A 346-nucleotide genomic window follows, 5' to 3' on the forward strand; every position below is an offset into this window, starting at 1 on the left:
ACCCCGACCCCGGCGGCGGGCCAGCCGGTTGAACTGGGCAAAGAAATCCTGTTTGGCGGGGCGGGGGGCGCCGCACCTCCGGAATACCGCTTCGACCTGCCGGAAGATCGCCTGCTCTGGCTGGACAGCCCGGAATCGGCGGAACGGCCCCTGACCTGGTCGGCGCCCCAGGGCAAGACCTCGCTACAGGTGCCGGGCTATCTGAATGGCGGAGAAATCCTGTATGGCAGCAGTGCGCTGGGCTGGGCCCAGGCCGGGCCGCACCGGCTGAGCCTGCCTGCCACCGGCGGGGCGTATCGTTTTAGCGTGCATAGCAGCGCCGAAGCCGCTTCGCTGCAGCCGGACC

1 protein-coding gene is annotated in these 346 nt (G+C 69.7%); it reads left to right on the forward strand.

Annotation, left to right across the window (positions count from 1 at the left end):
• Positions 1-346 (forward strand): hypothetical protein (locus PZA18_RS24445; RefSeq protein WP_284103487.1); only part of this gene is annotated, 346 nt, incomplete at both ends.

The sequence above is a fragment of the Parachitinimonas caeni genome (genome assembly GCF_030129945.1).
Lineage (GTDB): Bacteria > Pseudomonadota > Gammaproteobacteria > Burkholderiales > Chitinimonadaceae > Parachitinimonas > Parachitinimonas caeni.